This is a genomic window from Brasilonema bromeliae SPC951 (assembly GCF_012912135.1).
GTDB classification, from domain to species: domain Bacteria; phylum Cyanobacteriota; class Cyanobacteriia; order Cyanobacteriales; family Nostocaceae; genus Brasilonema; species Brasilonema bromeliae.
Genome location: NZ_QMEB01000398.1, coordinates 1 through 576, shown reverse-complemented (window position 1 = coordinate 576; position 576 = coordinate 1). Strand labels below are relative to the sequence as shown.

1 protein-coding gene is annotated in these 576 nt (G+C 51.6%); it reads left to right on the top strand.

The genetic code is table 11. The annotated features are described in order from the left end of the window. Positions 1–576 (top strand): TCP-1/cpn60 chaperonin family protein (locus DP116_RS29875; protein WP_281357490.1); only part of this gene is annotated, 576 nt, incomplete at both ends.

The window sequence follows — 576 nt, the reverse complement described above, 5'->3', positions numbered from 1 at the left end:
GAAAAACTGCAAGAGCGCATTGCCAAACTGGCTGGTGGAGTTGCGGTGATAAAAGTGGGTGCGGCAACAGAAACCGAACTCAAAGATCGCAAACTGCGGATTGAAGACGCCCTCAATGCTACCAAAGCAGCTGTGGAAGAAGGTATCGTTCCTGGTGGTGGAACAACACTGATTCATTTGGCGAAGAAAGTACAAGAGGTTAAAAACACTCTTGAGGCAGAAGAACAGATTGGGGCTGATATCGTGGCGCGATCGCTCGAAGCCCCCTTGCGTCAAATTGCAGATAATGCTGGTGTTGAAGGGTCTGTTATTGTCGCCAGAGTGCTGGACACTGATTTCAACATCGGTTACAACGCCGCTACTGGGGAATTTGAGGACTTGATTGCTGCTGGTATTATTGATCCCGCAAAAGTAGTGCGTTCAGCTTTGCAAAACGCCGCTTCCATCGCTGGAATGGTTTTAACCACTGAAGCAGTCGTGGTCGAAAAACCAGAGAAAAAACCCGCTGGCGGTGCCCCTGATATGGGCGGCATGGGCGGCATGGGCGGCATGGGTGGCCACCCATGCCACCCATGC